The sequence below is a fragment of the Syntrophomonas sp. UBA5494 genome, from assembly GCF_002426325.1.
In genome coordinates, this window is the sequence record NZ_DIPG01000067.1 from 2,185 (window position 1) to 8,060 (window position 5,876).

The 5,876-nt window shown below is 50.3% G+C and carries 9 protein-coding genes; 8 read left to right on the plus strand and 1 reads right to left on the minus strand.

Annotated features, from left to right (window positions below; genetic code table 11):
- Positions 1–232: 232 nt before the first annotated feature.
- The 7 genes from B3W37_RS07695 (at position 233) to B3W37_RS07725 (ending at position 4,520) form a co-directional block, all read left to right on the plus strand.
- Complete coding sequence (locus B3W37_RS07695) at positions 233–658, plus strand: hypothetical protein (RefSeq protein WP_481042753.1); 426 nt, start codon at positions 233–235, stop codon at positions 656–658.
- A 24-nt stretch (positions 659–682) separates the two neighbouring features.
- Positions 683–1,939 (plus strand): ATP-binding protein, encoded by a 1,257-nt coding sequence (locus tag B3W37_RS07700; RefSeq protein ID WP_483175270.1) that lies wholly within the window; start codon positions 683–685, stop codon positions 1,937–1,939.
- A gap of 23 nt (positions 1,940–1,962) precedes the next feature.
- Positions 1,963–2,658: a CPBP family intramembrane glutamic endopeptidase gene (locus B3W37_RS07705; RefSeq protein WP_483169744.1), complete on the plus strand. Its 696-nt coding sequence runs from the start codon at positions 1,963–1,965 to the stop codon at positions 2,656–2,658.
- Between the two features lie 35 nt (positions 2,659–2,693).
- Positions 2,694–2,996, plus strand: coding sequence for an FmdB family zinc ribbon protein (locus B3W37_RS07710; RefSeq protein WP_483169743.1), 303 nt, complete (start codon positions 2,694–2,696; stop codon positions 2,994–2,996).
- A 113-nt stretch (positions 2,997–3,109) separates the two neighbouring features.
- Positions 3,110–3,397 (plus strand): late competence development ComFB family protein, encoded by a 288-nt coding sequence (locus B3W37_RS07715; RefSeq protein WP_483169742.1) that lies wholly within the window; start codon positions 3,110–3,112, stop codon positions 3,395–3,397.
- Entirely contained in the window at positions 3,394–3,840 is a 447-nt protein-coding gene (rnhA, locus tag B3W37_RS07720) for a ribonuclease HI (RefSeq protein WP_483169741.1), read from the plus strand. The genes B3W37_RS07715 and rnhA overlap by 4 nt, the downstream gene beginning before the upstream one ends.
- 32 nt (positions 3,841–3,872) lie before the next feature.
- Positions 3,873–4,520: a YkgJ family cysteine cluster protein gene (locus B3W37_RS07725; protein WP_483169740.1), complete on the plus strand. Its 648-nt coding sequence runs from the start codon at positions 3,873–3,875 to the stop codon at positions 4,518–4,520.
- Between the two features lie 145 nt (positions 4,521–4,665).
- Here B3W37_RS07725 and B3W37_RS07730 read toward each other — a convergent pair whose 3' ends face one another.
- Entirely contained in the window at positions 4,666–5,628 is a 963-nt protein-coding gene (locus B3W37_RS07730) for a SpoIID/LytB domain-containing protein (protein WP_483169739.1), read from the minus strand.
- 114 nt (positions 5,629–5,742) lie between these two features.
- Here B3W37_RS07730 and B3W37_RS07735 point away from each other — a divergent pair.
- A partial coding sequence (locus tag B3W37_RS07735; RefSeq protein WP_483175280.1) for a tRNA (cytidine(34)-2'-O)-methyltransferase occupies positions 5,743–5,876 on the plus strand: 134 nt, incomplete at its 3' end.

Here is a 5,876-nt window from a genome sequence, read left to right on the forward strand (position 1 = left end):
ATAATATAGATCATTTCAAGGCCAATCGTGCGCGCCTTTTTTGTTACCGGTTACGTTTTGCGGTTCTGTCATGATATACAATCAGAGTAATTGTATTTAATATTATGGTAACAATGAGAAGAACTGCTGCAGCCAATGCTACAGCAGCGCTCACCGGCCTAGTTTGAAAAATCCCTTGCTTGATGGCTTGATTGTGATATATTGAGACATATCATTGAAAGGTGTGGCATGGTTGACAATCCTTTTGGGCATACTGGCCTCTTTAATACTCGCTACTTATAGTATCTATTTTCTTAAGATTATCAGGGGTTATCCCCAGGAATTTGAGCTGGAATTATTGGATGCCCTGCAAAACTGGCTGCAGGAAAGCAATACTAAAGCTCTGTGGATACTCCTGTGGGCTTCGGTTTTGTTTGAAGTGGTCTATTTCAGCCTGGTGTTCCTGGCCGTTTCCAACCCCGTCACCCTGGCTTTGACAGGGTTAATAATAGTAATAGAAATGTGGCATCTTAGTGTGGTATTTGTGAACTTCCGGAACTTTTTTGGCGGCCGCATCACTTGCGCCGGGATTTTTAACTGGAAGTTGGAGCGCATCAGTGCGATGGGATTTTTTACCCATTCTTTGATCGTGCTCCTTACTCTGCTCTTCTTAACCTAGTTGTGCTTTTCAGGAGGAATGTTGGTGTATACCCAATATCGTCTTTATTTGTCCAGTTTGGCCATATACCGCAATATTTTGCATGACCCTGCCCTGACCGCCCTTCAGGCCTGGCTGGAGAGCAATGTTCGTCAAGATCTGGATTATGTGGAAATATGTAATCGCTATCACCAATTTTGTTTTGAGTTATTGCGTACGGAACGCTGTTTTTCCTGCCACCTGCAGAACCTTATATTAGAGGATGACAACGTTTTCAGCAGAACTGCAGAAAAGCAGGGCGAAATTGGACCGGAGTTGAGGCAGTCAGCAGCGCGGGATCTGGACTTGCTGCAGAGAGTAACGGGTCTGGACTTTGCAGAACTGGCGCCGCAATCCGTATGTACCATGGTCATGAACGGCCGTGGCTGCAAAGGTCTTGAACACGATAGAGCCCTCCTTGAGGGTTCTGATTGGGCACTGCAAATTGATCAATTGATTGAACACTACCGTGCTAATTCCCGGGGGATTATGGCGCGCTACCAGGCCCTGCGCTGGGACGCGGAATCTGGTCTGGCAGGAATTGCCCATCCACACCTGCCCAGATTGCAGGACCTGATTGGGTACGAATATCAAAAAAAGATGCTGTGTTTCAATACGGAAAAATTTCTGGGCGGTTTACCCGCCAACAATGTGTTGCTTTACGGCGGCAGCGGAACCGGCAAATCGACCATGATCAAGGCCCTGCTGGAGCACTATCGGGGCAAGCCCCTGCGCATGGTGGAGGTACACCGTGACAGCCTGCCCAGCCTGCATCACCTGGCTGAAATACTAAGCGGCTACAACCTTAAATTCGTTTTATTTATTGATGATTTGTCATTTGAAGATTACGAAACCGAATATAAAGGCTTGAAAGCGGTTTTGGAGGGAAGTCTGCAGGGACAGACCGGAAATATGCTGATTTACGCCACTTCTAACCGGCGTCATCTGGTCAAGGAGTTTTTCCATGACCGGGATCATCTGGATGATGAGATCCATGTTCATGACACCCAGCAGGAGAAGATTTCTCTGGCGGACCGCTTCGGATTGACCTTGTCTTTTGCGGCCCCCAACCAGGAGGAGTACCTGGCTATCGTGCAAGGTCTGGCTCAAAGACAAGGATTGGATATAGATGCTGAATTGCTGCGGCGCCAAGCCCTGCAATGGGAACGCGGCAAACACGGTCCGTCAGGACGGACAGCCCGGCAGTTCATAAACCATATAGCGGGGCAAGTTGGAGAGCCGGGGCGGCTTAGGGAATTTTAAGTAATGTTAGGAAGTGGATCAACTTGACGGAAGGCTATAATCGCCTGCGCTGGGGATTGATGGAAATCGTTCTGGTTTATGGCGGGGTTCTTCTCATAGCCAACTTGGTGGGAGCGTACAGCATGCACTCCTGGTGGCTGGAAGGAAAGCCGCTGGTTCAGTTTTCCCTGGTGGCCGGGGTTCAATTTCTGGCGACCATAGGCCTGGTCTTGGTTTTCACCATAGGGAAAAAGGCTTCCTGGGCGGAATTAGGATTGCGTCCGGCTTCCCTCCGGGATATACTCATTTATGGGTGTGGAACCGGGCTGGTGCTCCTGTTATTCATGCTGGTTGTGAGCTGGCCCCTGAGCCGCCTTATGCCTGATATTTCGCCGCAGCTGTATGAGACCATGCTGCGTAATGCAGGCCATGGCGCCTCTTTTGTGTTATTATTTTTTATGGGGGCGGTTCTGGCTCCTGTATCAGAAGAGTTGTTTTACCGGGCTATGATTTATCCTTTCCTGCGCAATGCACTGGGCCCGGTATGGGGCATTTTATTGGCTGGATTGGTATTTGGACTGGCCCACTGGGATGTATGGAGAACCATCCCGCTGGCTATTGGAGGCCTGGTTTTATGTTATGTTTATGAGAGGACCGGGAGTATATATGTGCCCATGGTTGCCCACGGGGTATGGAACGGCGTTATGTCGCTCCTGGTCTTGCTTAAGATACAGATATAAAGACAGATATAAGATTTGGAGAGAAGGGTGAGATTATGCCAATATATGAATACCGTTGCCAGGAATGTGGGATATTCGAAAAAATGCAAAAGATTTCTGACCAGCCTCTTAAAAACTGCCCTACTTGTAAAGGCGAAGTAGAGAGACTGGTGAGCCGTGATATAGGGATAGCTTTCAAGGGGCCGGGCTTTTACAAAACTGATCACGGCACCCTCAAAGACCGGGCCAGAAGCATTAACAAAGAACGGCAAAAAGATAATGAAGCCATTCTGGATAAAGATGTCAAATCCTACGTTAAACAGTCGGAGGAGACCACTAAGAAGATTCAGGAGGCTTGATAAAGGCGCTTTAGAGTACCTGCAGGCTGCCAGCCAGCAGTAGCGGGTCCGGGTTCTATTCTGAAAGAGCCTCCCAGGGGAACTGAAATAAACTGAGATGGGTGATGGATACTATGGATTCTCGAATTGTCAATGTGGTGGAACAGGCGGTCTGGGACTTGATGAGACGGGTTTTGGAGGAGAAACACGGTATCTGTACCTGCCCCAAATGCCAGGCCGATATTGCCGCCCTGGCTCTTAACAACCTTAAACCGCGCTATGTCACCAGCGCAAAAGGGGAAGCATTGGCCCGGGCCGACAGCCTGGACCAAACCACTTATATTGCGGTTTTGGTGGCTCTGGCCAAAGCCATTGAACAGGTTGCCCCCAATCCCCGTCATGAAGTGAGTCCCGGCCAATGAGAGAACCGATAATTATCTACACCGACGGGGCTTGTTCCGGCAACCCCGGGCCTGGAGGATGGGGCGCAGTTCTCATCTATGGCGAAAACATCAAAGAGCTGTCCGGAGGAGAACCTGACACCACCAATCAGCGCATGGAACTCACCGCCGTGATCAAGTCTCTCCAAGCCTTAAAAGTGACGGGATGGGAGGTTGTAGTCCATTCGGACAGCGCTTATATCGTCAACGCGATACAGCAGCACTGGCTGGATAAATGGCAGGCCAACGGCTGGCAGAACAGCAAGAAGGAGGCCGTGGCCAATCAGGACCTGTGGAGGCAGCTCTTAGATTTGATGAAGAAGAACCGGGTTGCTTTTACCAAAGTGGCCGGCCACAGTGGAGATGTGTGGAACGAACGCTGTGACCAGTTGGCCCGCCAGGCAATAAAAGCCATGACAACCTGACCGCTGTAAAATGGATATGAAGGAAGATCGGTTTGGCCCAGGTACAGGTTTACTATTGCAACAATCCGCATAATGAGGGCATAGCTCTCCATATAGACTCCAATGCCAACCTGAATGATCTCCTGGCTGCCTGGCAGCCGTTGTGCGATGAATCTGCCTATGGCAAAAAATACGCTTCCGACCCGAAACAGTCCTGCCGGGCCTGCACCCACAATTGCTGCGATACCGCCTATGTGATTCCCGATCTGATTGCTTTCAAGAAGATGGCCGGGCACCTGGGATGCGACTTTGAATTCCTGGTTGACAACTATTTTCAGCCCGAAAAAAGACGTATCGGCTTGCTGCGCATGCTTCCCAATCCTTGTGTTTTTCTAAAAGACAAGCTTTGCAGCATTTACCCCATACGTTCATTGATTTGCCGTTTCTACCTTTGTGCGACCCTGCGGGGGGACGCCGAACAGCTTATTTACCATATCAGCAGCCTGGGCATGGCGGCAACCCATGTATTTGCCAGGCAGCAGGGGGTCCTGGGGGAAAAACGGGGTGCGACGAGCAGTATGGATCGTTTGTTCCTGGAGTTGTTCGAGAAATATGCTTCAGATCCCCTCTTGCAGTATTTTCTCAGTGCAGAGGAGTATGAAGACATCCCTTTACATCCTTTTATTGAACTATCGGGCTGATCAGCAAAATCAATCATAACGGCTCCCCGCGCATCACTTGCGGGGAGCTCCGGTTTCGACGCAAGTAGGGGACGGTTTTTGACTTGAGCGCTTGCGCGCAAGCCAAGAATCGTCCCCACCCGTCAAGACCAGAAATCGCTCCCGGCTACTGATAGATCTGAGTCATCTGCGCCTGCGGATAGTAATGCGCTACAATATCACGGGCAGTTTTGCCCTGCTCAGCCATGAGACTGGCTCCCCATTGATCCATGCCAACCCCGTGGCCCCAACCGGTGCCGGTGAAGACGATATAATTGCCCTGGGCTTTGATACTGCTGATTTGAGTCGAGTACAATTTATCAAAACCGATCTTTTCCCTTAAATCAACCGCGTTTACCGTGGCCTGACCGGCCTTTACAGTCATTACCCTTCCGGAAGGACCGGTTTGGCCGATACTGATGTCATCGAGGTTGCCGGCTTCAGTGCCCATTATTTCTTTCACGGTGCTGCGCGGCACTTTCACTGTCCAGGCCTTATATTTTTCAGGGGCCTTGGTTATTCCGTCGGTAGCAACCGGCACCAGATAAGGGGCTTTTTCAGCCAGTTTGGGGAAGCCTTCCTCGATGCTGGCGGTTGTGCCGTTGGAGGCTGAATGGAACAGCGCGTAAACGAATTTGCCATTATTGGTCAAAACCATCCCCCGGGTTTCTTCGACGGCTTTGGAGATATTATCGTTGACGGCTTTTTCATCGTAGGCCTGAAACTCGGTGTGGTCGTCGCTGGCATCGGTGTTGTGCTTGCCGCGGGTGCCGTTTTCATACTCTAACAAGGCCAGAGTATTAGTGCGGGCGATGATGGCCTGTGCCTTTAAGGCCTCCATCGGAAACTTGGGACCGATCTCGCCTGCTACCACGCCTTTCAGGTATTGTTCCAGCTGCAGATTCTGAACCTTGCCGGTGTCGCTGCGATACAGGCTGATAGCAGGTTCTGCACTGTATTTCTGAACTTCAGGGGCCAACTGCCCTGGTTGATTTGGCTTTTTGGCAGCTTGCTGACAGCCGCTCAGGGCCAATAACAGGCCAAACAGCAGCATGATGGCCAGGATGTTACTTGACTTGGATCTGGGCAAATGAATCCCTCCTTTTTTCAGTAGTTTTTCCAGCCTGACTGCTGCTATTACTGGGAAACAAAGGGTTATAATAGTATCAATTACCACGTCATTCAGGCGAAAGTAGGATAGCATATGCATATTGTCCTGATTGAACCGGAAATACCGCAGAATACCGGTAATATTGCCCGAACCTGCGCCTTGACCGGCACCGACCTGCACCTGGTAAAACCGCTGGGTTTTTCCCTGGCGGACCGTTATCTTAAACG

What these genes read in the sequence shown, in the direction of transcription:
- B3W37_RS07710 (WP_483169743.1), top strand. Translation starts at nt 2,694, where the DNA reads ATGCCAATATATGAATACCGTTGCCAGGAATGTGGGATATTCGAAAAA.
- B3W37_RS07715 (WP_483169742.1), top strand. Translation starts at nt 3,110, where the DNA reads ATGGATTCTCGAATTGTCAATGTGGTGGAACAGGCGGTCTGGGACTTG.
- rnhA (WP_483169741.1), top strand. Translation starts at nt 3,394, where the DNA reads ATGAGAGAACCGATAATTATCTACACCGACGGGGCTTGTTCCGGCAAC.